The organism is Faecalicatena contorta, from assembly GCF_001404335.1.
Lineage (GTDB): Bacteria > Bacillota > Clostridia > Lachnospirales > Lachnospiraceae > Faecalicatena > Faecalicatena contortus_B.
Genome location: NZ_CYZU01000004.1, coordinates 71,626 through 96,769 on the forward strand (window position 1 = coordinate 71,626; position 25,144 = coordinate 96,769).

The following is a 25,144-nucleotide window of genomic DNA, read 5'->3' on the forward strand; positions in this document are numbered from 1 at the left end:
TGATATACTTATAATGTTTACTGAATATTTTCAGTATTAGTAACGGGAGGTTCCGGGATTTTATCCAAAGGAATAAGGAGGCTTTATTTTATGAAAAAACTAGATATTTTCAAAACAATACAACTGATCATCTATGTCTTTTTGACAGGGTTCTGCATATACAAGATTATGATGGATCCTGAGGTATATCAATATATAGCCACTAACCCGTCCATCCGGCTTATCTGCGGCCTGTTATGGGCTGTACTCGGTTTGTCTTTCTTATTTCTGTTTCTTGACTTTAACTTTTTCTCATCCTTTAAGAGGGATTACCGGGATCTGGACTTTGCCGTACATTCAGACCCTCTTTCCGGTATACCAAACCGTTTCAGCTGTGACGCGTTGATTGAGAAATATCTTGACCAGCCGCTGCCTTCAGATATTGGCTGCATCATGTTCGACCTTACAAATGTAGGTGATATTAACCGCCTGTATGGACACGCTGAAGGAAATGCTCTGATAAAAGATTTCTCTAATATCCTCAAGATGGCATCTGTAGACCTTTGTTTTATTGGCCGTAATGGAGGAAATAAATTTATGGCTTTGTTTGAGAATGGAAGCAATGAGAAACTTGATAATTTCCTGGAGCGTGTTTATACAAAGGTCGATTCACACAATTCGGGATCGGGAACACATCCTATTACATACAAATACGGCCGCGCTTTCAATGAAGGAAGCGGAGCCAATACGATTACAGATCTGATCGCACTTGCAAATAAGCGGATATACAACGCTTAAATTTTAATGTTTTGTGACTAAAAATAGGAAGTAGGTGAATAGATGGCAGAATTAGATTATGATTATATATCGACCCTGGTCAGCCGCGCCCGTACCGGTGACAGCGATGCCTTTGCCGAATTATATGCTGCCACCTATCAAAAAGAATACAGGTTCGCATATAATTATCTGAAGGATGAATATCTTGCGCAGGACGCCCTCCAGGAGACTTATATCCTTGCACTGAAGAATCTCTATACGCTTCGGGATTCCAAGCTTTTTATTTCCTGGCTCAATCAGATTAATTTTCGTGTCTGCTTTAATATGCACCGCAAGCAGAACCGTTTTGACCAGGAACTGTCCGTCTATGCCAAGGAAGACATGAAGGGAAATAAGCGCCATATGAAGCATCATCCGAATCCGGAAGAACAGGTCATCAGGGTAGATGAACAAGAGTATATCATGAAAAAGATTCTGGATCTGTCGTTTACCGAATCACAGGCTATTATCATGAAATATTATCAGAATATGAAGCTGGAAGACATCGCCGATGTGATGGAAGTCAGCAGAAGTACTGTAAAGAGGTATCTTAACAGCGGACGTACAAAGCTGGCACAGACACTGGAACGCTAAGGAGGTGAGTTTTACCGTGTTAACTGACAAGTTTAAAAAGCCAAAAGGCCCTGTGCTGGATGAATCCTTAGCCAGCCAGATGCTTGAAAATATATTTGACGCATGCGAGGTAGAACCCAATACTGTTCCTCTTTCCGTGCTGACATCGTACAGCAATTACCGCAGGGAGCGCTTTCTTCTGCAGAAAGTCCTCCTCGTAATTATCCTGCTGTTTTTCTGCCTGGCGCCTCTTATGTTTATCGCACCGGATATAGACCTGAACCTCAAGGATCAGGGGATTAACGGCAAACCCGCATACGAACTGGTAGTCGATACATTTATACCAGTCAGCAGGATCACCGCCAATATAGGCGGCAGCAATGTTCCGGTATATGAAGTGGCCGACAAGACCTATTCCATTGAACCCACACTGAATGGAACCATGATTGTTACCGTTACCCTAAAAAACCGCCAGTTCGCTTCCATTACCTGTGAGGTGAGCGGTGTGGATACCACCTCGCCGGTGGTTCTTTCTGACAAGCAGGTGGGAGACCAGATCTATCTGTATCTCTCCGATCCCGACTCCGGCGTTGACTATGATAATATATCTGCTTTGGATATAGACGGAAAAGAAGTAGAACCCGTCTCCTTTGATGAGGAGGGGAACTACATTATATTTGATTATCCCGAAAAATCACTTAATATTTATGTGCCGGACAAGGCCGGCAATACGCTTCACCTGATTCTGACAATCAGGGAATAATACAGAAACCCTGAGAGGAGGCCTGATGTAATGAGAAAGAGTTCACGGTTATTAAGTGCAGTTCTGTTCATTATGATTGCGGTCTCCTCTTTTTCCGGCTGTTCGAAGGGAAACGGCGACATTTCAAGCGCCTCCGCTTCGACTGGTAAAAAAAGGCAGAGCGCGCTCCAGATTCTTAATCCGCAGGCATCAGGTTCAGTCGTTTATGGAAATGAAATTATTTCTATTGATGCATCCAATACAGGCGAAGGCTACGTTATGGTACAATACGGCGGCAGCGCCTCTAAGGTCAAACTGCAGATCACGATACCTGACGGAACTGTTTACACTTACACACTGGGCGGAGGTTCCTATGAAACATTTCCTCTTACAGGGGGAAACGGCTCCTATCACCTGGATATCCTGGAAAATGTCCGGGACGACCTCTATGCTCTCGCATTTTCCCAGGATATAGAGGTCAATATCAGTGATGAGTTTAAGCCTTTCCTCTATCCCAACCAATACGTATGGTTTACAGAGGATTCCCAGGCCGTTAAGCTGGGACGGGAGATTTCTGATAAGTCCTCCGATGATCTCAGTTATGTTCAGAATGTGTATCATTACGTCATTGAGAATATTGTATATGATGATAAGAAAGCGGAAAACATTCCGACCGACTACCTGCCCAACCTGGATCAGACCTTAAAAGATAAGACGGGCATATGTTTCGATTATGCCTCGCTGATGGCCGCCATGCTCCGCTCCCAGTCGGTTCCGACCAGGCTGGAAGTCGGATATTCGGGGGAAGCATACCACGCATGGGTAAGCGTTTACCTGAAGGAAAAAGGCTGGGTTGATAAGATCATTCAGTTTGACGGCAAAAGCTGGTCCCTTATGGATCCGACTCTTGCCGCAAATAACAGCAGGAAGGCAGTCGGCAAGTACATCGGTGACGGAAGCCATTACACAGTAAAGTATTCTTATTAGTAATTTTATTCGTGGCTGTTCATGGTTTTTGTACGGACTGTGCAGTAAATGCACAGTCCTGTACTGAACAGTTACTTTTATGCTAATAATCATGTTTATTCCTATTCAGAAAATAACGGAGGGCACACTATGGAGAAGCAAGTACAGGGAAAACCATTTACAAATATGGAGGTTTCTTCCTTCTGCGGGCAGATTGCCCTGATATTAAAGTCGGGCATCTCCTCTCTGGAAGGTATTACAATCATGCTGGAGGACGCTGCCTCTGCAGATGAAAAAGATATCCTGCAGGCGATTCTGGATCACATGCAGGAAACCGGAAGTATGTATCAGGCGCTTGAGAATACGGGGCTTTTCCCGTCTTATATGCTGCATATGATACAGATCGGCGAGGAGACAGGCACCCTTGACGAGGTCATGTCTGCACTGAGCGAGCATTACGACCGGGAGGACTCCATTGCCAAAAGTATTAAAAATGCGGTAACCTATCCGCTTATCATGGCCGGTATGATGGTGGTGGTCATTATTGTACTTCTTGTGAAGGTTATGCCCATCTTCAATCAGGTATTTATCCAGCTGGGCACCGAGATGACCGGATTTTCCCGGACGCTCATGGGGATTGGCAATGCTATCAACCGTTATTCTATCGTATTTGTTGTCATTCTGGTCGTCATTGCGGCCCTGATTCTATTCGGTACCAGAACGGCCGGCGGAAAACAGATGTCCCGTAATATTGGTTATAAATTTAGGTTTACCCGTGTTATTTATGAAGAGATTGCTGCCTGCAGGTTTGCCAGCGGTATGGCACTCACGCTTAGCAGCGGACTGAATCCGGAGCGCAGCATGGAACTGGTCAGCGCCTTGAATGACGACGTGCATTTTCAGAAAAAAATTGATGCCTGCCAAAGCCTCATCGATGAGGGGCAGGATCTGGCCGAAGCTCTGCACGGCACAGGCATTTTAACCGGAATGTATGCCAGAATGGCTTCTATCGGCGCTAAAACCGGTTCTATGGACCAGGTAATGGACAATATTGCAGGGCTTTATCAGGATGATATTGATACCCGTATGAATAACAGCCTGGCCGTACTGGAGCCTACACTTGTCATCGCGCTCTCTCTGATCGTCGGCGTAATTTTACTTTCTGTCATGCTTCCTCTAATGGGAATCATGTCCAGTATTTAAACGGAGGTTCTTATGGCACGTTTTGAATATCAGAAAAAACAGCATACATATCGGAAGTTTATCATTTCAGTCTGTGTTTTTCTGCTGATTGTGCTTCTTTTCTATCAGGGCATTGAATCGCTGTCCTCCGGTTCTGTGCGCCGCCAGAAAGAAAGCCTGGAAAACGCGCTGAACCGCAGTATCACTTACTGCTATGCCGTGGAGGGCAGTTATCCGGAAAGCCTGGAATATCTGAAGGAACATTATGGTATTACTTATGATGAAGATAGATTTTTTGTTGATTATAAAATCGTCGGCGCCAACATCCTGCCCGATGTGACAATCATTGAGAAAGGAGACTGACTATGCGTTTTCGAACCCGGAAGAACCACATGATTGATTTTTTATTTCCAGTGGCGCTGTTCTTTGTGTTTGCAGTGTCCGCACTGACAGTCATCCTTCTTGCCACCAATATATACCGCTCTGCCACCGAACATTCGTCTCTGAATTATACGGCCGGCACATCACTGTCCTATATCAGCGAAAAGATCCATCAGAGTGATGAGAACGGGAGTGTTTCACTGGGGACATTTGACGGGCTGGATGCGCTTATCCTGGAGCAGGAATACGACGGGGCATCCTATTTTACTTATATTTACACCGATGAACATGAGTTAAAAGAGCTGTTTGTAAAAGAAGGCGTACAGGCTGATGCCTCCCGGGGCAGGCAGATCCTGCAGGTAAAGTCCTTTGAGATGGAGGCCGTAAGTGATCATACCTTCCGCTTCACCTGTACAGATGATGCGGGGCAGAATGCCACCTCTGTCGTAACGGCAAGAAGCACCGAAGCACAGTAATATACAGTAAAGGAGAGCACTATGACACGCAGAAACCGGGCCAAATCTTCCAGTCTGTTCCTCTTGGAACTGATTCTTGCAATCTTGTTTTTCTCAATTGCAAGTGCCGTTTGCGTACAATTTTTTGTAAAATCACATCTGCTGAGCCAGGAATCGCGTGAACTCCAGGTTTCCGCCAATGAAGTATCCAGCATTGCGGAACTTATGAATGCCTCTTCGGATCAGCAGTCAGCAATCGATTTGATTTGTTCGGAATATCCGGATTCAGAAGTCATCGGTATGGAGAAGGTGACAATTTTTTATGATAAGAGCTTTTCCCGTACCGGACAGAATGATGCTGCCTACACTCTGGATATAGCCCTTTCCCAGGAAGATTTTATGCTTCACGCCGAAATAAACATGAAGAGACAAACCGACGGGAAGGTCATCTATTCACTGGATAACTCCCATCATCTGCAAAGGAGGGATAAATCATGAATGGAAATAAAAAACATTCCCCCGTTGTAAATATCGGTTCCTCCTTGCTGCTGGTTATTTTTCTGGTACTGTGCCTGGTAACATTTGCGACACTGTCTCTTTCCAGCGCCCGCAGCGACTACGGCTTCAGCAGCAGGCTGGCGGAACGCAAAACCGACTATTACAGGGCTTCGAGCCAGGCCGAAACCATACTGGATCAGATTGATACCGTTCTTGCGGAGGCTTACAAAGATGCCCCCGGAACTTATTATTCAACAGTAGAAAAAAAGCTCTCTGCACTGACGCCGGTTGTGGATACCGATGATGTTGTGCTGGAGGTGAACATTTCTGCTAAAAAACCTTCCGTGTCTTACCAGGTGCCTGTTAATGACAAACAATTTTTATCTGTGGTTCTGGAACTGCTGCCTGCCGACGAAGAAGACGGCTTCTACCGGGTTACACAGTGGAAAGTCGTTTCCCAGGCGGAATGGAATGGTGATAATACGTTAAAACTCATTAAATAGTGGAATTGAAGTAACCGTCGGCTCCGCCTGAACTGTTACGAATTAAAGGAGAATAGATCTATGGACGCAAAAACAATACTGGAACAGGCTGTGGCCAATGGTGCATCTGATATTTTTATCGTAGCCGGGCTGCCCGTCTCCTGCCGGAAGAACGGTGTCATCAATCGTATATATGAAGACAGGCTGCTCCCCCCGGATACGGAAAGTTTGCTGGTGGAGATATACCGCCTGGCAGACAACCGGGATATCAGCCAACTCCACAAGCACGGGGATGATGACTTTTCCTTTGCCATCCAGGGCGTTTCCCGCTTCCGTGTCAGCGCTTATAAACAGAGAGGTGCGCTCTCCGCGGTCATCCGCGTCATCACATTCACCCTGCCGGATCCTAAAGAGCTTGGGCTTCCGGATTATATCATCCAGCTCGGCAGCAGCGGCAAAGGCATGGTTCTTGTCACCGGCCCCGCCGGGAGCGGCAAGTCTACCACGCTCGCCTGCATCATTGATCAGATCAACAAGACAAGGGATGAGCACATCATCACCCTGGAGGATCCGCTGGAATTCCTGCACCGCCACAACCGCAGCATTGTCAGCCAGCGCGAAATTAACGTGGATACAGACAATTACGTCACCGCCCTGCGCGCTGCGCTCCGCCAAAGCCCCGATGTGATCCTGCTTGGGGAAATGCGCGACTACGAGACGATCAACGTTGCCATGACCGCCGCAGAGACAGGGCATCTGCTCTTCTCTACTCTGCACACCATCGGCGCCGCGAATACCATCGACCGTATTATCGATGTATTTCCGTCGAATCAACAGAGGCAGATCGCTGTGCAGCTTTCCATGGTGCTCAATGCCGTCGTGTCTCAGCAGCTGGTTCCTACGGTGGATGGAAAAGTAGTGCCGGCATTCGAGATAATGACCGTTACACCGGCGATCCGGAACATGATCCGGGATAATAAGGTGCATCAGATCGATGGAATTATTTATAGTTCTGTTAAGGAAGATATGGTTTCAATGGATACAAGTCTGCTGAAGCTTTATAAAGATGGATTAATATCCCGGGATACTGCACTGACTTATGCTTCGAATCCGGAGATGCTGGGGAAAAAATTAACCCCATAGGCCACCCCGTAACTCATGACCTGCGCGCGGATCCTCAGCCAGCTGCGGAAGAATGTATAAAAGGGGTCTGACCCCTTTGCGAAATATTGTAATATAGACAAATAAGACACGCTTTCCTGCGAAAAGCGCGTCTTATTTGTATTTTACGGATATATCCGTTCTTATTTAGCCCCATCCGCCTGCGGGCTAATTTTTTTGTTTTCTGAAGCCAGTTTTTGTTTGACACTGGCCGACCCAAAGTGTGTCACTCCCAGCAGCACGAATATCTCATGCGCCAATATCGGGAATGCAGACAGGATAATCAGGGATACCCATTCTCCGAGAGACAGAGCCGCTGTCCCGAACATAGCTGTAAGATAGGGGATCTCGGTTACTGCGGCCTGCAGGACGAACCCCGCTCCAAAGGAAGCAAGCATCACCACATTAAAGTCCCGTTTTCTGGAAAACACGGAAGTATGTATGTCTTTCATTCCCAGTGCATGGAACAGTTCAGACATTCCCAGTACGGTAAAGGCATAGGTTTGTGCTCTGGCCAGCAGATCCGCGTCGGCAAATATAACCGAGATGTTGGCCAGGGTAAATGCTTTTTGCTGGGAGGCAAGTATATCCCAGGGAACTTTCAGGAATGCGGTCAGGCTTATGGCCGCAATCAGGCAGCCGTAGAAAATGGTACAGGCGGTTCCCCCATTTGAAAATAAGCCTTCATTTGCCTTTCTGGGAGGCATCTTCATCAGGGCTTCCTTATCGTTTTTATCGACCCCCAGCGCCAGCGCCGGCAGGGAGTCTGTGATCAGATTGACCCATAGGATATGGCTGGCTTTGAGGGGGGATGCAAGCCCGAGGATGACGGCAGTGAACATCGTGATGATTTCTCCAAAGTTTGAAGACAATAAAAACAGTACCGTTTTCTTGATGTTTTCATAGATACTGCGGCCTTCTTCTATGGCTTTTTCAATTGTAGCGAAATTATCATCTGTCAGAATCATATCTGCCGCATTTTTGGCTACGTCCGTCCCGGTAACCCCCATTGCGATCCCGATATCCGCCATGCGGAGTGAAGGAGCGTCATTCACGCCGTCTCCGGTCATGGCTGCAATGTTTCCGGTTTCCTTCAGCGCCTTCACAATCCGAACCTTATGCTCCGGTGAAACTCTTGCAAATACGCTGGTTCTTTTTAATTTCTCCTTCAGCTGGACATCGGATGTCTTTTCCAGCTCCTCTCCTGTCATACATTCATCCAGCTTCTTTGCGATCCCAAGCTCTCTTGCAATTGCAAATGCGGTATCAATGTGATCACCGGTGATCATAACGGTACGCACAGATGCATTTTTAAACCGCTCCACCGCGGCCTTTGCCTCCGGCCTAACGGGATCGATCATCCCGGCAAGTCCGACAAAGGTCATATCCTGTTCTTTTACTTCCTTTTCGCCCTTCCTTACTGCAACTGCCAACACACGCAGCGCCTGGGCTGAGAAGTCGTCTACAGCTTGCCGTATCTGTCTTCGGTGGGCATCTGTCAGGGACTGTACTTTTCCATTGATCAGGATCTTACTGCACCTTCCCAATATAACCTCGGGGGCGCCTTTTGTGTAGGCCTTAAGCCCCTGTGTGCTTTGATGTACCGTGGTCATCATCTTGCGCTGGGAATCGAAAGCCTTCTCGTTTACCCGCGGCATTCTTCCCTCCAGCGCTTCTTTCTGGGAACGTCCCGAAGACTGCGCGTCGCCTCTGGAACGGTATCCCTGAGCGAAACGAAGCAGGGCAAGCTCGGTTGGATCTCCCAGTTCTTCCCGTTCCGTTATAACCGCGTCATTGCAGAGCGTCATTCCTTCCACGAACTCCTCCGGCATATTGGGCGCCGGTTGGCTGCTTTTGTAAACGTTTTGGTTTACAAAATATCTCGTAACTGTCATTTTATTTTGAGTCAGTGTACCGGTTTTATCCGAGCAGACTACATTAACAGCACCAAGAGTCTCAACGGAGGGGAGTTTTCTTACAATTGTGTTCACCCGGACCATCTTCGAAACACTCAGCGCCAAAACGATGGTTACAATAGCCGGCAGGCCCTCCGGTACAGCAGCTACAGCCAATGAAATAGCCGTAATCAGCATTTCCAGTATGTTGCGTTTCTGGAAGACCGCAATAGCAAACAGGGCGGCACACAGAAGAACCGATACGATACTGAGCATCTTTCCCAGTCCGGCCAGTTTCTTCTGAAGCGGCGTGAATTCTTTCGGTACATCGCTGATGATTGCCGCGATTTTCCCAATCTCCGTATCCATGCCTGCTCCAATTACAACGCCTTCCCCTCTACCGCTGGTCACCAGGGTGGACATAAACGCCTCATTTTTCCTGTCCCCTACAGGCAGCGGTTTGTCCGCCTGAAAAGCCGAATCTTTATTCACGGGCAGCGATTCTCCTGTCAATGCCGACTCTTCCACCTTCAGATTCCAGGTCCTAACAAGCCGCAGGTCCGCGGCCACCTGGACGCCTGCTTCCAAAAGAACAAGATCCCCTTTTACCAGTTCGGAAGCCGGAATTTCACGTATTATACCGTCTCTTCTTACCACCGCCTTGGGGCTTGTCAGCTTTTTAAGCGATTCCAGGGCTTTCTGGGCCTTCCCTTCCTGAATCACGCCTACCGTTGCATTTACTACAATCACAATAGCGATAATAATTGCATCGCTTACTTCCTTCAGCAGAAAGGAAACAAGAGCAGCCACAAGGAGCACACAGATAAGCGGGTCATTCAACTGCTCCAGAAAAGACTCCACGGCCGTTTTTTTTCTTCCTTCTTTTAAAACATTTGGCCCGTCTTCCCCAAGCCGCCTCGCTGCCTCCGCCTCCGACAGGCCCTTTCCCCTGTCCGTATGCAGCAATTCTGATATCTCATGTAGTGACTTTTCCTCAAACAAAATACCCTCTCCTTTCACGCTTGTACAATACATTAGTACTGTATATTATGCTTGAAAGAAGAGGATTAGTCCTTTTTCTAAAATATGGTTATTAGGAATTTTTAGACTGGATTTTCCTCGCTGGCGGATAGTGCTTAATATATAATTTCCTTTTATTTAGTAAAAAACGTGATTAGCATTATTGGGAAGATATATTGTATTTGCATAAAAAACCAGCTATAATACAAGCAAAAGAAAGTATTCGAAAGCACCCGCAATCTACCACCTATTCTATTGGAGCTAATAAAACAATAGTCAGTAAGATTGAAAAAACTTTTTAGGAGTAAATTACTTTAAGGGAGGATTCAACATGGCGAATCAAATTGATAAAGCGATTGATATTCTAATCACGCAGTACCCCAAGCTTCAATTTACCCAAAAGAATGTGAAGAACATTAATGAACAGATTTTTAAAATGCCGGTTCCTGTACTTCCGCATAAACGTGGTGACATCATTTTAAGTGCCCATGGGGAACTTCATAAGGGTGAGCCTTACCACCGCCATGATTATTTTCTAATCAACTACTCCTACCGCGGTGACTACACCCAATGTATAGAATCAGAAAATATGATTCTCCATCAGGGAGAAGTCCTGCTTTTTCAGCCCTATGTGGCACATTCCCTGCTTCCTCATGCAACGGCCGGGGACAGCATCCTGTCCGTCCGCATCCGGAAGGAACTGATCTTCCATTCTCTTCTTCCGCTGATGCCCAAACACGAGGCTTTACTGCATTTCTTTCTGTCACCATTAAGCGGATCTCCTGCAGATACCCATAAATACCTGATTCTATCGGGTGATGATGTACTCAATGCCTCCATGCACTCGGTTTTTGAGATTCTGATTCTGGAATATGTAAATATGCTTCCCGGATATGATACTCTGCTGGACAGCGCCCTCTCCATGCTTTTTTCTCTGTTTTCCCGCTGCTACTGCGCAGACAATTTCAAGAATCCCAGCAGCCAGTCCGAAATACTAATTGACAACATTCTGAAGTATTTGAGCCGGAACTGTGCTACCGCCACCTTAAAAGATGTAGCAGAGAAATTCAACTATCATCCTAATTATTTATCGACGATTCTTCAGAAGGAAACCGGCAAAACTTTCTCCGAGTTAATCCGTGAATTCCGTCTGAAACGCGCCTGTACACTCCTGCAATATTCCCTGCTTCCGATTGAAGAAATTGCTGTGTTAGTCGGCTATCCTCATAGCAGTAACTTTTATAAAACCTTCAAAAAAGAATATCATATTTCTCCACATCAATACCGGATACAGTCAAAACCTGGAAACGGATAATAAATAGTTAAGCGGGCAGGTTTCTTAATTTTATATAACCTGCCCATTTTACCCGCTGCCTTAATGCCGTTTTTGGCCGCATACATTATCACCGGAAGGTTTAATTTCTATTTTTCCGCTGTGTCATTGCATCAATGAATACTGCAATCAATACCACCATTCCCGTCACGACCGTCTCCAGATACGAGGATACACTGAGCAGTGTAATGGATACTGAGATAACGCCCATCAAAAGGCCGCCCACGATCGTCCCCGTCATGCCGCCCTTTCCTCCGGTCATAGAAGTGCCGCCCAATACAGCTGCGGTCACGGAAGGCATGACCCACTCGGAACCAATGCTGACTTGAAAGGAAGCCAGGCGAAGCGTCATAAGAACCCCGGCAAATGCGGCGAGCAGACCGCTGAGCGCATAGGTCAGAAGCTCCACTTTTTTTACTTTTACCCCCACAATGGCCGCAGCACTGCGGTTCCCGCCAACTGCAAATATATGTCTGCCGAATACCGTATATTTAAGCACTGTAGTCAGCAAAAGCCAGGCAATCAGCATATAAACCAATACATACGGAATTCCGCCGAAAAGCATGCCGCTTCCGATGACAGATGCTGATTCCCGGATACCGATAATAGGTGAGCCCAGTGTAATGATGTAAACAATTCCCTTGAATATCTCCCCTGTAGCAAGTGTAACGATGAAGGGCGTAATTCGGCAGTAAGCCACAAAAAAGCCATTGATCAGCCCGCATATAAAACCAATCAGGCAGGCAATCAGCATTGCCAAAATGGCTGGTATACCGGTTCTGGTCAGCAGCATTGCCGTCACCATACTGGACAATCCGCCCACACTTGCGACCGAAAGGTCAATCCCCCCCGTCAATAGGATAATAGTCTGTGCGAACCCGACAAGTATGCTGATAGATGTCGATCTTAAAAATGTTCCCATGTTGTACACTGTGTAAAAGTTTCCAGTCAAAATATGTACAATAATTGTAATCAGCACGGTGATGATAAATACTGCTGCAGCCGTTGATTTCAGAGAGGCCGGCAGCTTCCGTGCAGTTGTATTTATTTTTTCCCATCCATAGATATCTCCTTTACCTTCCTGTATAATATAGACCGGTTATGAATCCTGGAAAGCCACTTTTAAAATGTCGTCTTCCCGTACCAACTCTACCTGCTCAATCTCTCCCTGCACTTTTCCTGCATGCATGACAATGATACGGTCTGCCAGTGCCATGACCTCTTCCATCTCGGAGGAGATCACTACGACCGTCACTCCCTGATCCGCCAGTTCCGTTATCAGATCGTGGATTTCGTCCTTGGCGTTTACATCAATTCCCCTTGTAGGCTCATCAAAAATCATCATCCTGATTCCTTTCGCAAGCCATCTTGCCACGATCACCTTCTGTTGGTTCCCGCCGCTTAAGTTCCGAATTAAGGTACCCAGAGATGGTGTCTTAACCCTTATCCTGTCTACATACTCATCTGCTGTCTGATGTACTTTCTTATATTGGATCAATCCGGATCTGACATACTGCCTGTAGGCCGGAAGCATCATATTTTCAGAAATGTCCAGGATCGGAAATATTCCCATCAGCCTGCGTTCCTCGGGTACATAGCCTATTCCAAGCCGTATTGCGTCCCTTGGGCCGTCTATGTTTACCCTTTTACCTTCAAAATAAATCTCTGCTTGGGGATCCGGCTTCGTCAGTCCGTAAACGGACTGGAAGAGCTCCGTCCGTCCGGCTCCGATGAGCCCTGCAAAGCACAATATCTCTCCTTTACGCACCTGGAATGACACATCTTCATACTCCGGCTTTCTGCTCATATGTTTCACCTCGAAGAAAACCTCATCGAATACCTGCCGCTTAACCTTTTTCCTGCGTGTTACCTGCCGGTTTGCCATGAAAGAAATAATCTGGTCCTTTGTAATCTCTGTCTTTTCACATACATGAACCAGCTGTCCGTCCCGCAGAATTGTCATTCTGTCAGCCTCTGCCATCACCTCATTCAGATGATGGGTAATGAAAATCATCGCCGTGCCTTTTTCTTTCAGTCTTCCCATCGCCGCAAACAGCAGCTTCGCTTCCTCCTGTGTCAGCGCAGCAGTCGGTTCGTCCAGAATCAGTACCTTAGGATTATAGGCCAAAGATCTGGCAATCAGAACGAGCTGCTGATAGGATGCGCTGAGTTTTTTCACCTGCATCCCGACATCCATAGAGACTCCAAGCCCTTCAAGCACCTCTGTTGCCTTTTTCTGTACCTCACTCCAGCGGATCATCCCTCCGGCCGATCGCTGTTCATTTCCAAGGAAAATATTTTCCGCAACCGACGCCTCCGGCACTAAATTCAGTTCCTGTGGAATCATAGCAATTCCCAGCTTCAGCGCCTCTGCCGGCGATTTAATCTGCAGCTCTTTGCCTTCATACAATATTCTGCCTTCATCCATAGCATAGACTCCCAGCAGAATATTCATCAGCGTACTTTTCCCGGCGCCGTTTTCTCCCAGTAGCGCATGTATTTCCCCCTTTTTTATCCGAAGATCCACCCCGTCCAGTGCCCTTGTCCCCGGAAAGTTCTTTACGATCCCCTGCATATCAACAATATACGCCGCTTCCATGAAACATCCCCACCTGCCTTTCTTTATAGCAATCAAATCGGAATGCCGTTTCTGACATTCCGATTCAGCTGTTACGTACGTTAGTCGTAAAACGTTCTATGATTCTCCATATAATTTCTGAATCCATTCATCCGCATCATCCTGGAAGATAATCGTTGAGCCCGTGTCATAGACCTCCGGATATGTATCCGCGCCCGGTTCCAATCCATCCGCCATCATAACAGCGGTTTTGACCATCCAGTACCCCATATCTATACAGTTTTGAATAACAGAGCAGTAAATGACGCCCTCTTTCAGCGCTTCCAGCGTACGCCTGTCATGATCATATGCCCCTATCAGAATTTCCCCTGTCTTTCCTGCATCCTTGACTGCTACTGCTGCTCCGACCGGATTAGACATGTTGTTGCACAGAATCGCCTTCAGATCCGGATATTTCTGGATAAAGGTTTCCGTAATCTGTGTGGCTTTCTCTACAAAGTCTTCATCTCTCTGGGAATCGACGACTTCTATGTTAGGGTGTTTTGCCAGTTCGCTGTCAAAACCATCCAGGCGGAGTTCATGGTTTGCAGCTCCGATTGTTCCGCTCAGGATAGCAATCTGGCCTTCGTCGTCAATTGCCTTACATATCTCTGCTGTAAGTGCCTCAGCATCCCCCACATTATCATTCGTTCCTATAAACGCCGTCCTTTTACAGCCGGCTTCCGGTGCCTCATCCGCCGATGCGTACAGAAGAACCGGTATTCCAGCATCCTCAGATTCATTAATTGCAGACACCGCAAGTTCCGGATCGGAAAGATCGACTGCAATCACATCCGGATTTTTAGCGATTCCTGCCTCAATCCGGTTCACCTGGTCTTCTCCGGACGGTTCTGTCGGCGCATTCCAATCCAGCTTGATCTCAATCCCCTGTTCGGCGTATTCTTCCACCGCTTTATCCACCCCGATCTTAATGGTGTCATACCATGCATGAACCAGCTTATAGGTACAATAAATGTAATAGCTGTCTTTCTCAGGCTCATAGGATGCAATCGGCTCGTCACTGCGGTCGAGAACCAAATTTGTCGTTGTTACATCAGTCTGCAGATTTTTATTGGAACCGGATTCAGTGCTGCTGCTTTTTTCCTTTCCGGCATCGACGCTGTTTTGTTCCCTGTCAGATGCACTCCCGCATGCCGCAAGTCCGAACACCAACGTTACACATAAAAATAAACTCATTATCTTCTTTTTCATATCGGCTTTCTCCTTCCGCCATCAGCTATTCGTATCGTATACCCTGCCAAGGAATTCATAAACTTCATCCCTTGTAAGTTCCATCGGCAGAAATGCATAGCAGTTGTCCTTTCTCACATCATCCACAATGCTCTGGAACTCTTCTCTGGTAATTCCATAATCTGAAATCTTCTTAATCTTTACATCTCCCAGACTGTTATAGAAACTCCGGATAAAGTCAGCTATTTTCTGCCCTTTTTCCTCAACCGTATCGTTTTCATCGAACGTGAATCCCAATGCATCGGCAATTTTCTGCAGCTGGTCCATGCGGCCCTTCGCAGCATATGCCATGACCTCCGGAACAGACCAGGCACAGGCTATTCCATGCGTCACGTGAAATCTTGCCCCGATACACTGTGCCATCGCATGTCCCAGATGGCTGCATGTGTTCGTGTTCGCCGTTCCCGCAAAGTTACTGGCAATCGCCATGTTTTCCCGCGCTTCCAGATTGTCAGGCTCTTTTACCGCAATAGGGAGCCATTTGTAAATCCGTTTGATTGCGTCAATGCCAAGAGCGTCAGTCAGCGGATTTAATACATTGCAGGTCATGCCTTCTACAATATGCGAAAATGCATCGATCCCTGTGTAAGCCGTGATATCAGCCGGCAGCCCGTACGCCAGCTCGGGATCCAGGATTGTCAGGCTGCCCACCTCACAGACAACTCTCTTTCGTCCCGTCTCCGTACAGCTGATTACACCATATAAAGTATTCTCCGCACCGGTTCCTGCTGTAGTTGGAATAAGGATAAGCGGAAACGCCTTATTGTAATCCCAGGACTCATAGTACTGTGACAGAGGCAGGGGATTATGGGTCAGAATATTCATCGCCTTGCTGGCATCCATCACACTTCCACCGCCCAGCCCGATGATACCGTCCACTTCATTTGCCACCGCAAATTCGGCCCCCGCCACACAAGTTGTATCCAGTGGATCCGGCTGTACTTCATCGAAGATGACTGTCTCAATCCCCGCTGCCTTCAGATACCCTGCAATCAGCTCTGCAATCCCGGCTTTTGCAACACCCTTGTCTGTCACAATCATGGCCTTTCTCATCCCCAGTTTCCCGGCTTCTGCTCCAACATCCTTCGCCGCTCCCTGGCCTGCCAAAACCGGACTTGTCATGAAATACTTTACCTTTTGCATAATGTTTTCCTCCTTTTCTTTGCTGAATAACTATAGGTCTGTTAGTGATAGCCTAATTATATCAGTGCAGTTTTATATGAATAAGGCGAAATTCTAAGATGTCATCTGTTAAATTATTGGATCATATCGGTAAGGAGGGACAACAACGGGGGCAGACCTCTTGATCTGCCCCCCGTCTCTATATCTTTCATATATAAAAAACAACTAATCCTTGCTTATTATTACAGCCCCAGGCAGCACCACCCGGGCTAAAGGAAAAAGCAGGGCCCCTTCACCCCCAGCTCGCGGAATTCTTCATTCCGTTCCTGATATCTCTTCACCATCTCCGAATCCGGCTCAAATACTTTTTCGACCTGTACCATCTTTTTGATTGCCTCATCATAATCCGCATAAGCCCCAATCCCGACTGCTGCATTAATAGCAGCTCCCAGGGCGGATGCCTGCAGGTTGGAGACCCGCTCCATAGCAATATTCATGACGTTCGCTTTCAGCTGCACCCAGTTGTCCGCTTTGGCCCCGCCTGCGCTGATGCGCATGGCCTCAAATCGTCTTCCTGTGAGGTTTTCAAACTGTATCAGCATATCCTTCATCGGAAAGGTAACGCTTTCAATCAGGCCCGTAAAGACATCGGAAAGTTCGTCCGTCAGTGACAAACCTGAGAAGACTCCGCTCCCTTCCATCGGATCCTGTTGCAGGCGCACATGACAGGAACCGTCATACACGGCTTTTTTACTGAGCTCATTTAAGCCCTCCCTGGAAAATGTCCTGATAAACCAATCAAGCACCGGCCCAACTGCACCCGCAGCCTGGTAATAATAGCTGCCCCGGACGGGACCGCACCCCGGCGTCAGTTTCGACGCATTTTCCGATACATCCACAAAGTGGTTATAATATAGGTTCATTAAATTCCATGTCCCCGAATTATTTCCATTCAGAGTCCCATCGTTCTTCGGATGGATCCCCAGGCCCAGAGCGGAGCTGCAGGCGTCATGCGCCCCAATCACAACCGGCACCTTATGCGGAAGTTTTACCCGCCCATAATGATCCAGCTCGTCTATTGTTTCTGCTGAAGGACCCGCCACACCCAGCTGTTCCGGCGCTATTTCCAGGAACCGGGTGATCTCTGTTGACCATTCATACCGCCTCAAGTCATACAGCATTTTTCTGGAGGCGAGGGTGTAATCGTTCATTGGGTGAGCACCCATTTTCCTTAGAATATATTCCTGGAGCGAATAAAAACTTGCCGTCTTTCCGAAGATCTCCGGCCGGTTGTTCCGAAGCCACAGTATCTTTGAGGCCGCGGCAGAGGGCGCTATGTTTCCTCCTGCGATCTGACTGTAATCCGGGACGCCTTCTTTAATCTGCATACTTTCCCTATTGGCTCTGATATCATTGGATCCAATGATCGGATATAAATGATTCCCATCCCTGTCAACAGGCACGATCGTTTCCCCAAAGCACGACAATACAATGGCACAGATCTCCACCTCTTGAAAATCACATCTGGCGATCACTTCCTCCGCCGCCCTCTGGGACACCTCCCACAACTGCTCCGGGTTCGTCTCCATCCAGTTATTTGCCTGAACATCCCACTTGTATCTGAACTCAGAATCCAGCAGAAGCTTTCCGTTCTCTATACAGGTAAGTGTAGAATTGATTTTTGAAAGTCCAAAATCGACTCCCATTATTGCAGATTTTTTCATCCTTACTCCGCCTTTCACTATACGATGCCTTTATCCAGCATGATATTCGCATACACCGCAGTTTCTCCTGTCTGTATTATAGCATATGCGTCTGCGCATGCTTCATAAAAAGTGTCCCTCTTCAGTACCCCGACAGCATCTGTTCCGCGGCTGTCGTATTTCCCTACGATATCTTTGTAAGTATCCCAGATGGGCGTCTCCACATTCTGATCCGCCGGAACCGCCATCAGGTTAACCGGAGTCCGGACATATTCATCCAACGGATATAATTCCAGAACCGCCTCCAACAGCTCCGGCGCCCGGATTCCATCCGCCCTAAGTACAATGACACCCTGTTTTGCATAACGCTCCGCCGGGAAATTGGCGTCACCAAGCACCAGTCTGTCCTGGTGCCCCATCTCTGCCAGCAGTTTTAATATTTCCGGGGATAATAATGGTGATATTTTTTTTAACATAACCTGCACTTCCTTTCCGAAACTCCGTTTCTAAACACTCCTTGCTCAGCTCTTTATTCAACCTGCATAAGGCGGGATAATATCAATCTCACGCATGGTATCAAACAAATCCACCACCATTGGGGCCTCAAAGCATCCGATCCGATCACACCCTGCCTTAAAGAAAGCAACTGAATTCTGAGGTTTCGGAAAAACAACCCCTGCCTTTACTTTTACATTCGTTCCCTCCACAGCCTTTTTGATTACCAGAATCTGTTCCAGGGAAGGACCTTTAGACTGTCCGGTAGAAGTTTTTGCAAAGGTTGCCTCTGCTTCAACAATAATGTCGCACCCAGCCTTGATTTCGTCATCGGTTAAAAACGCAACTTCCAGTATCGGCTTGGTAACCGCGCCCTCTGCTGCCTTCACGTGTTCTTTTAATTCATTCAGGCAGTAATCATATCTATGTTCCCTGAGCACTCTTATATTGAACACCATGTCAACAGAGGTTGCACCCAATTTTACCGCATTTTGGGTAGCTTGAATTTTAGTTTTTGTATCCGAATATCCAAAAGGAAAATCTATAACAGTCCCAATTTCACAGTCTAAGTCCTTTAGCTCTTCTGCTACGATAGGAACCATTGCAGCTCCAGTCATAAAGCAGGCAAACTTATACTTTTTCATTGTTTCCAGGGCAGAGTAAAGTTCTGCAGTTGTGGCTTCCTTACGCCCTAGAATGTTATAGTCAAATAATTTAGCGAATTCCTCTTTGTTTGCAATTTTTGAAAGATCTACCATTGTCATTTCCTCCTATAATGAATCATTGTTAACTGAGCTTGTAACAATTGTATTCTAACAAAGGAAAATTCGCCGCGTAACGCAAAAAGCACAGATTCCGTATGGCAAAATGTAAGCAATTATTGACACTACTTTAATCCGGCTTCTCCACCGGCACACGTACCACTTCTTCTCCCACAAAAAAGAGCAGCCCGCTCACATTTTCATACTCAGCCATCTCGTAATTATACCCATACGCCCGGTACTCCGTTCTTTCTTCATTGGTAAAATGTCCACTCATATGGAGAAGTACATTTTCACGCACACTCCCATCCTCATATACAAGCCCCATAAGCATTGGCGGGTTCTTGACATGTTCAAATTCCACCTCCACACCTGTGTTGGGATCAATACCCGACAAAGTCTCTTTCTGATACGTCCATTCCATATCCAGAGTATAAGAGATTGAGGATAAACGAAGCGATTTGGCGACTGCTTCACTTCCAGGTATCTTCTGGTTGACCTGGTATACCTTTCCGGTATCCTCATTATCCAGATTCAGTGTAAGCTCCCAGGAGGTATCCAGCAGTACAGGCGGCGCGGTTCTGTTTAATTTTCCTGTGTACGCATCTGTTATTTTGTGAAACGACAGCTTAATAGGTTTGTTTAACAACCCTTTTTCACCGAGATCTTGTACGGTAATTTCATATTCCACTCCATCCGACCAGTCATCGGTCACCTCTTTGAGGAATCTCCCCTCCCAGCCGATCATTTCATTCCCTTCCACCTGCACATCAATGCTCTCAAACCCCATGTGGCTCTCAAGCGGGAACTCTTCGCTTCCCCGGATCATCAGAACAATATGAGCCGCATAGCTGTCTGCTACGGATTGCACTGCCTCTATCCTGATGCCGTCATGTTCCGTATACTGGTTCATTTCCTTCGCAGAGTTCGCATCATTCAGCTTTTTCTCTGTTTCAGGATCAATGTTGTATCTTTTGGAAAAGCTGTCGTTCCAGTGAAAATATTTGGCTGCCCCAACTGTCAATGTACTGACCATAAGCACTGCCGCCGCAATGATAACTGCGATTGTCCTCTTGCTACGCCTGCGTTTCCTCTTATTTGTACGCCTGGGAATCTCCCTGTAAGTTTCTTCTTCCCGGATTTTTTCAAAGGTCTGCTCAGCCTTTTTCCATACGACTTCCGGAATTTCCGCCTCTTCCTGCAGCTTTCGCAGCCACTCCCGTTTTTCGTCCATGCGGTTTCCTCCTTCCTGATTTTTTTACATATACATCCTGCATCTGCTCCTTGCCCCGTTTCAGCCTGGTCCGCACCGTATTTTCATTCATATCCAGGATCTGGGCGATCTCCCCTGTCTGAAACCCTTCCACATAATACAGCACCATAATCAGACGGTATTTTTCATCCAAAAGCCCAATGACTTCTTTCCATTCTAATTCCTCAAAGGACTTATCACAGGCCCCCTGCTCCGCGGTTTTCCCGTTAAAATCAATGACCTTCTGGCTCTTTAAAATATCACAGCATTTTCTCATTAGTATTTTTGTCATCCATGTTTTGAAATATTTATCGTGTTTCAGCAGCGGAAGCTTTTCATAACAGGTCAGAATCGTCTCCTGCACAGCATCCGCCGCATCCTCGTCTGAGGATAGATATGCCCTGGCAACCTTATACATGCTCTGCATGTGTAACCGCATCAGCTCCGTAAATGCTTCCGGATCTTTCTGTTTTGCTTTTCGAACCAGCTCTTCCACTCTTTTCCCTCCCCTCAGCCTCTTTCTACTCATTAGACACTGTAATTGGACTTCCTGTTTCAACTTTTTAAACATTTCACTATTTATTCTTATCCATTCTGCTTTACCTGCGCCCAGTACATTTTTTCATGAATAATACTGCTGATTTTCAAATTCCCCTCCTTAAACGAAAAAGAGGCTTCCAGTATTATGCTGAAAACCTCTTTTATATAACTGTTAATCTTTAAAAAGAACAAACCTTTCGGCAAAGGGGTCAGACCCCTTTGCGCTACTTAATATCCAGTTCCGGTGGTTCATCCAAATGCTCTGAAACGTATTTCCCATCTTTTTTTCTCTGCCTTACGCATTCTGTCAGAAGGTATTCGATTTGTCCGTTCACAGAGCGAAAATCATCTTCCGCCCAAGCGGCAATGGCATTGTACAATTTTTCGGATAACCTCAGGGGAACCTGTTTCTTCTTGGAATCTGCCATACTTAGTAGAGGCTTCCCGTGTTAACGATGGGCTGCGTATCATGATTGCCGCAGAGCACCACCAGCAGATTGGAAACCATGGCCGCTTTTCTTTCTTCATCCAGTTCCACAATCTCTTTCTCGTTCAGACGGTCCAGAGCCATCTCCACCATGCCGACCGCACCGTCCACGATCATCTTCCTTGCATCGATAATTGCGGAAGCCTGCTGCCTCTGGAGCATAACAGCTGCGATCTCCTGTGCGTACGCCAGATAAGTAATACGGGCTTCGATCACCTCCAGCCCTGCATCCGCTACTTTCTGCTGGATCTCATCCCGGATTCTGGAAGCAACCACTTCACTGGAACCACGCAGACTTCCCTCATCCGCAACGCCATCACCAGTAGTATCTACATTCGGCGCCACATCGTATGGATAAATCCGTACAATATTGCGGAGCGCACTGTCGCATTGCAATGACAGATATTCTTTGTAGTTGTCTACATTAAATACTGCCTTTGCGGTATCTGTCACCCGCCACATAACTGCGATCCCAATCTCAACAGGATTGCCAAGGCAGTCATTGATCTTCTGCCGGTTATTATTCAGCGTCATGATCTTCAGGGAAATCTTTTTGCTGGATGCTTCCCCAACGGAAATTTCATTTTTAACAGTGACTGCGAAGGCCTTCTGTGCTCCGCCGTCCACATCGCCGCTCTGGTTCAGCTTTGTCTTGGCTGCCGGGTTCACGCTGGTGCAGAATGGATTCACGAAGTAAAAGCCGTCATCCTTTAAGGTGCCCACATATTTACCAAAAAGCGTCAGTACCAGCGCTTCCTGCGGTTTCAAAACCTTTAGCCCACAGAATGGAAGCCATCCGATGCAAAGCCAGATTATGCTGATAATCAGCAGAACCGGCAAGCCGCCGTCGTTCACGATCACCCCGCCGAATATGCAGCCTGCGATGGCTGCTGCATAGAGCAGTATTGTAATAATTAAAACCAGCATGCCATTCTTTTTTGTACTAAGGATCTTTTCATTCATAATAATCCCTCTCTTTCACTTCCTAAGTAATTGGTAATTCTTGTTTATATCTGAATGATATCATAATGATATCATTTTGTCAATTACCAATATGATAGAAAAAAAACAAAGCGTGCCGGGCAATTCCCTATTATAATAAAGGTTTATCGGTCAGCTAAGCCGACCGGTAAACCTTCTGTGATGTAGTCTTAATATTCATTTAGAATCATGTGCCTGCTCTTGTATTCATCTTTTAAATGTCGTATATGCCATAAAAATCTTCTGGATCATGGGTTTATTGTGACATCTGTTTATTTTAACTGATCTAAAATCCAGTCAACAGCATATGCACATGCTTTCAGCTCTATATCATTTGCACAATGCATACTTCCTTCGTGTTCCCAATACTCTTTCACTTCGCTTGATGACTTATGATAGAGCGCTTTTGCCCCTTCTGTTCCAATAATGGGGTCTTTTTCCGTATGTTGGACAAGTAATGGACACTTGATCTTATAAAGTTTATCCTCTATGTCCATCTGATGGCTTATGGCCGCTGCTTCTTCCGGGTCTGTGACATGAAACTTCGGAAGAAAGCCGTTAAGGTAGAAGTTATCGATTCCCGCAAACGGATGCATGGTGAGCTGATCCGTTTTGGAACATCCCCCGCGTGATACCAGCGCCTTGATATCATCGCCGCAGTAGATAGCGCCGCTGGCCGCTAAATATCCACCATAACTCACTCCCATAAGTCCAATCTTATTACCAAATCTGCCATCCTCCTTGATAAAGTCAACGACTGCCTTAATAGCCCTGTCATAATTATCTGCCGTTAAATACATATTTCTGTTTAATAGGGCCTCTCCCTGGCCCGGGCCGTCAAAGATGATGGATACTGCTCCGCGTTCCCATAGTTTTTTTGGTGCGGTGTAATTTTCCTCCTTAAAACCGGTTGCTCCGGGAACATAAATGATCACCGGCGTCTCTTTATCAATATGATCCGGCAGCACAAGATATCCCGGCATGCTGTTTCCCTCAAACGGCACCTCAACAAATTCAACTTTTTCATAGCAGGTAAGTTCCTTACTTTTATGAAAGCTATCTACTAATTTTCCATATATTCTAAATTTTTCTTCATTCACTCCGCGTATACCATAATCTGCGATTCTGAAAAGAGAACATGCATTAAAATAGTAGTCGCTTGCTGTTTGTTTATGACCAAGTTTCTCGTGTTCTTCGGCATAAGCAATTGCTTTGTCCCCGAGTTCTTCACACACTGCTACAAAATCCTCTGCATCCTCGGGGGATACCTTTTCAAATGTTTCACAGTTAAGCTCTGTGCGGTTCATTAACACAATAAAATCCTCTGCTGCCATTCCTCCGGCAAGAATTCTCCCCATGTTTTGGGCTGGCGGACGTTTTCTGATTTCCATTTTTCTACCTCCTGTATGTAGTTTTAATTTGTTCTTTACTTTATAGTACACTGTACTATTTTATTTGTCAATCATTATTTAGTACATTGTACTAAATATTGTAGATTTATGATAACAATTCAGGATTGTTTGAACTGTTACACTTTGTGGTTACCGTCCGGCTTTGCCTGAACTCTTATGCATTTACTTTCTCCGGGTCTTTTGATAGAATAGGGATTATGATGAAAAAAGGTGATGTAGAATGCGTATCAATAGAAAAGAGGCCATCTGTGATGCAGCGGCACAGCTATTTAATGAAAAAGGATATGATCAGGTAAGTATGCGGGAAATTGCTAAGCAAGCAGGTACAACGATTGGAAACTTGACATATTATTTCCCTAAAAAAGAAGATATTGTGATACAGATCGTTTCAGAACTTCATGAAGATTTCCAGATATATCTCAATGCAGAGCTCTCCGGGGTGGATTTGTTAAAAGATTTGATCTCGTCATTTAGAAAAGTAGAAGAGAATGAACAGCATTTTCCGTTCTATTTTAAAAATCTCAATGATCTTGTAAAAAGCTCGGATTATTTTAAGAGTAAGGGATTTAACTTCCAGATAAAGCTTTATAATTACTATAATTCCTGTTTTATTACGCTTCAAAATGCCGGCATTATCGATAAAAAATTTTCTGCTGAAGAGCTAAATATCCTTTCACTATCTTTTACAGCACAAACAGCCGGCTGGCTTATGGAATGCATGCCGTTTTATAACGAAGGGCTTACACCGGTACCTATTTCGAAAAATCTTTCCGTACTTTTGAAACCATATATTGTTAAGGATTATATGGACTTATATCAGGAATTTTTAGATGAGATATTAAGTATATCTTAAACTTTTATAGAATGTGAGGTTCTCCGCCACATCAAACACACACTAAAGCACCTTCCGCTGAAATTATACTAATGATAAACATAATTTCAGCGGGGGTGCTTTTGTGCATTTAAATTGCTGCGAACCAAATGTAGGCATCAGCTCCCAAGAAGCATACCGCTCCTTGCAAAAAACAACAACAAATAAC

25 protein-coding genes are annotated in these 25,144 nt (G+C 46.0%); 12 read left to right on the forward strand and 13 right to left on the reverse strand.

Features of this window, described 5'->3' with window-relative positions:
* Positions 1 to 90 precede the first annotated feature (90 nt).
* From ARB69_RS03185 to ARB69_RS03230, 10 genes are all read left to right on the forward strand, one after another.
* A complete protein-coding gene (locus ARB69_RS03185) occupies positions 91 to 777 on the forward strand; it encodes a GGDEF domain-containing protein (protein WP_050639311.1) in 687 nt (228 codons plus the stop codon).
* Between the two features lie 42 nt (positions 778 to 819).
* Positions 820 to 1,389 (forward strand): RNA polymerase sigma factor, encoded by a 570-nt coding sequence (locus tag ARB69_RS03190; RefSeq protein WP_050639310.1) that lies wholly within the window; start codon positions 820 to 822, stop codon positions 1,387 to 1,389.
* A 16-nt stretch (positions 1,390 to 1,405) separates the two neighbouring features.
* Complete coding sequence (locus ARB69_RS03195) at positions 1,406 to 2,131, forward strand: hypothetical protein (RefSeq protein ID WP_055151002.1); 726 nt, start codon at positions 1,406 to 1,408, stop codon at positions 2,129 to 2,131.
* A 30-nt stretch (positions 2,132 to 2,161) separates the two neighbouring features.
* Positions 2,162 to 3,097, forward strand: coding sequence for a transglutaminase-like domain-containing protein (locus ARB69_RS03200; protein ID WP_050639308.1), 936 nt, complete (start codon positions 2,162 to 2,164; stop codon positions 3,095 to 3,097).
* Between the two features lie 129 nt (positions 3,098 to 3,226).
* Entirely contained in the window at positions 3,227 to 4,279 is a 1,053-nt protein-coding gene (locus tag ARB69_RS03205; RefSeq protein WP_050639307.1) for a type II secretion system F family protein, read from the forward strand.
* A 12-nt stretch (positions 4,280 to 4,291) separates the two neighbouring features.
* Positions 4,292 to 4,621 carry a hypothetical protein gene (locus tag ARB69_RS03210; protein WP_050639306.1) on the forward strand — a complete coding sequence of 110 codons (330 nt, stop codon included), beginning with the start codon at positions 4,292 to 4,294 and terminating at the stop codon, positions 4,619 to 4,621.
* A gap of 2 nt (positions 4,622 to 4,623) precedes the next feature.
* Positions 4,624 to 5,115, forward strand: coding sequence for a DUF4860 domain-containing protein (locus ARB69_RS03215; RefSeq protein ID WP_055151005.1), 492 nt, complete (start codon positions 4,624 to 4,626; stop codon positions 5,113 to 5,115).
* A 21-nt stretch (positions 5,116 to 5,136) separates the two neighbouring features.
* Positions 5,137 to 5,592, forward strand: a complete 456-nt coding sequence (locus ARB69_RS27585) for a type IV pilus modification PilV family protein (protein ID WP_050639304.1) — start codon at positions 5,137 to 5,139, stop codon at positions 5,590 to 5,592.
* Complete coding sequence (locus tag ARB69_RS03225) at positions 5,589 to 6,095, forward strand: hypothetical protein (RefSeq protein WP_055151008.1); 507 nt, start codon at positions 5,589 to 5,591, stop codon at positions 6,093 to 6,095. The genes ARB69_RS27585 and ARB69_RS03225 overlap by 4 nt, the downstream gene beginning before the upstream one ends.
* 60 nt (positions 6,096 to 6,155) lie before the next feature.
* The gene (locus ARB69_RS03230) at positions 6,156 to 7,217 is read left to right on the forward strand and encodes a type IV pilus twitching motility protein PilT (RefSeq protein ID WP_050639302.1); all 1,062 of its coding nucleotides are present in this window, start codon (positions 6,156 to 6,158) and stop codon (positions 7,215 to 7,217) included.
* Positions 7,218 to 7,378: 161 nt separating this feature from the next.
* Here the strand turns inward: ARB69_RS03230 and ARB69_RS03235 are convergent, their stop codons facing one another.
* Positions 7,379 to 10,132 (reverse strand): cation-translocating P-type ATPase, encoded by a 2,754-nt coding sequence (locus tag ARB69_RS03235; protein ID WP_083487006.1) that lies wholly within the window; start codon positions 10,130 to 10,132, stop codon positions 7,379 to 7,381.
* A 349-nt stretch (positions 10,133 to 10,481) separates the two neighbouring features.
* Between ARB69_RS03235 and ARB69_RS03240 the strand changes: the two genes are divergently transcribed.
* The gene (locus tag ARB69_RS03240; protein WP_055151014.1) at positions 10,482 to 11,465 is read left to right on the forward strand and encodes an AraC family transcriptional regulator; all 984 of its coding nucleotides are present in this window, start codon (positions 10,482 to 10,484) and stop codon (positions 11,463 to 11,465) included.
* Between the two features lie 100 nt (positions 11,466 to 11,565).
* Here ARB69_RS03240 and ARB69_RS03245 read toward each other — a convergent pair whose 3' ends face one another.
* The 12 genes from ARB69_RS03245 to ARB69_RS03300 all read right to left on the reverse strand — a co-directional run bounded on the left by ARB69_RS03245 (position 11,566) and on the right by ARB69_RS03300 (position 24,083).
* Positions 11,566 to 12,405: an ABC transporter permease gene (locus ARB69_RS03245; protein ID WP_242857519.1), complete on the reverse strand. Its 840-nt coding sequence runs from the start codon at positions 12,403 to 12,405 to the stop codon at positions 11,566 to 11,568.
* A 177-nt stretch (positions 12,406 to 12,582) separates the two neighbouring features.
* Positions 12,583 to 14,082, reverse strand: coding sequence for a sugar ABC transporter ATP-binding protein (locus ARB69_RS03250; RefSeq protein ID WP_055151020.1), 1,500 nt, complete (start codon positions 14,080 to 14,082; stop codon positions 12,583 to 12,585).
* A gap of 96 nt (positions 14,083 to 14,178) precedes the next feature.
* Positions 14,179 to 15,312, reverse strand: coding sequence for a substrate-binding domain-containing protein (locus ARB69_RS03255; protein ID WP_055151023.1), 1,134 nt, complete (start codon positions 15,310 to 15,312; stop codon positions 14,179 to 14,181).
* 21 nt (positions 15,313 to 15,333) lie between these two features.
* The gene (locus tag ARB69_RS03260; protein WP_055151027.1) at positions 15,334 to 16,494 is read right to left on the reverse strand and encodes an iron-containing alcohol dehydrogenase; all 1,161 of its coding nucleotides are present in this window, start codon (positions 16,492 to 16,494) and stop codon (positions 15,334 to 15,336) included.
* A gap of 248 nt (positions 16,495 to 16,742) precedes the next feature.
* Positions 16,743 to 18,197 (reverse strand): xylulokinase, encoded by a 1,455-nt coding sequence (locus tag ARB69_RS03265; protein ID WP_055151030.1) that lies wholly within the window; start codon positions 18,195 to 18,197, stop codon positions 16,743 to 16,745.
* A gap of 17 nt (positions 18,198 to 18,214) precedes the next feature.
* Positions 18,215 to 18,652 (reverse strand): RbsD/FucU family protein, encoded by a 438-nt coding sequence (locus ARB69_RS03270; protein WP_055151033.1) that lies wholly within the window; start codon positions 18,650 to 18,652, stop codon positions 18,215 to 18,217.
* 57 nt (positions 18,653 to 18,709) lie between these two features.
* Entirely contained in the window at positions 18,710 to 19,429 is a 720-nt protein-coding gene (gene deoC, locus ARB69_RS03275) for a deoxyribose-phosphate aldolase (RefSeq protein ID WP_055151036.1), read from the reverse strand.
* Between the two features lie 133 nt (positions 19,430 to 19,562).
* A complete protein-coding gene (locus ARB69_RS03280) occupies positions 19,563 to 20,666 on the reverse strand; it encodes a DUF4179 domain-containing protein (RefSeq protein ID WP_055151040.1) in 1,104 nt (367 codons plus the stop codon).
* Positions 20,590 to 21,180: an RNA polymerase sigma factor gene (locus tag ARB69_RS03285; protein ID WP_070102313.1), complete on the reverse strand. Its 591-nt coding sequence runs from the start codon at positions 21,178 to 21,180 to the stop codon at positions 20,590 to 20,592. The genes ARB69_RS03280 and ARB69_RS03285 overlap by 77 nt, the downstream gene beginning before the upstream one ends.
* Before the next feature lie 268 nt (positions 21,181 to 21,448).
* Complete coding sequence (locus ARB69_RS03290) at positions 21,449 to 21,652, reverse strand: PTS ascorbate transporter subunit IIC (RefSeq protein ID WP_050639295.1); 204 nt, start codon at positions 21,650 to 21,652, stop codon at positions 21,449 to 21,451.
* Between the two features lie 2 nt (positions 21,653 to 21,654).
* Positions 21,655 to 22,674 (reverse strand): SPFH domain-containing protein, encoded by a 1,020-nt coding sequence (locus ARB69_RS03295; RefSeq protein WP_055151043.1) that lies wholly within the window; start codon positions 22,672 to 22,674, stop codon positions 21,655 to 21,657.
* Positions 22,675 to 22,964: 290 nt separating this feature from the next.
* Positions 22,965 to 24,083: an alpha/beta hydrolase family protein gene (locus tag ARB69_RS03300; RefSeq protein WP_055151047.1), complete on the reverse strand. Its 1,119-nt coding sequence runs from the start codon at positions 24,081 to 24,083 to the stop codon at positions 22,965 to 22,967.
* Between the two features lie 241 nt (positions 24,084 to 24,324).
* On the opposite strand from ARB69_RS03300, the gene ARB69_RS03305 reads away from it, so the two are divergent.
* Positions 24,325 to 24,957, forward strand: coding sequence for a TetR/AcrR family transcriptional regulator (locus ARB69_RS03305; protein ID WP_050639292.1), 633 nt, complete (start codon positions 24,325 to 24,327; stop codon positions 24,955 to 24,957).
* Positions 24,958 to 25,144 lie beyond the last annotated feature (187 nt).